The 245-nt window shown below is 63.3% G+C and carries 1 protein-coding gene; it reads right to left on the bottom strand.

Annotated elements, in window-relative coordinates; translation table 11 throughout:
* The coding region (locus ACVA58_RS28540) for a hypothetical protein (RefSeq protein ID WP_446513596.1) at positions 1 to 245 on the bottom strand (245 nt) is incomplete at both ends.

Here is a 245-nt window from a genome sequence, read left to right as displayed (position 1 = left end):
CGTTTTCGGCGACCGGCGGCTTGGCCGGAATCTGCTCGAAACCGTAGATGCGTGCGACCTCTTCGATCAGGTCTTCCTCGATCTCGATGTCGAAGCGGTACGACGGCGGCTCGACGATGAACACATCGCCGTCCACGTTGAACGTAAGGCCCAGGCGCTTGAACACATCGGCCACGACTTCATGCGACAGCGGAATGCCCAGCACGCGGGCTGCACGTGCCACACGCATGCGCACCGGCTCGCGC

This window comes from Photobacterium sp. DNB22_13_2 (assembly GCF_052873915.1).
The sequence above is the reverse complement of the archived record's forward strand: the minus strand, read 5'-3'. Positions and strand labels throughout refer to the sequence as shown.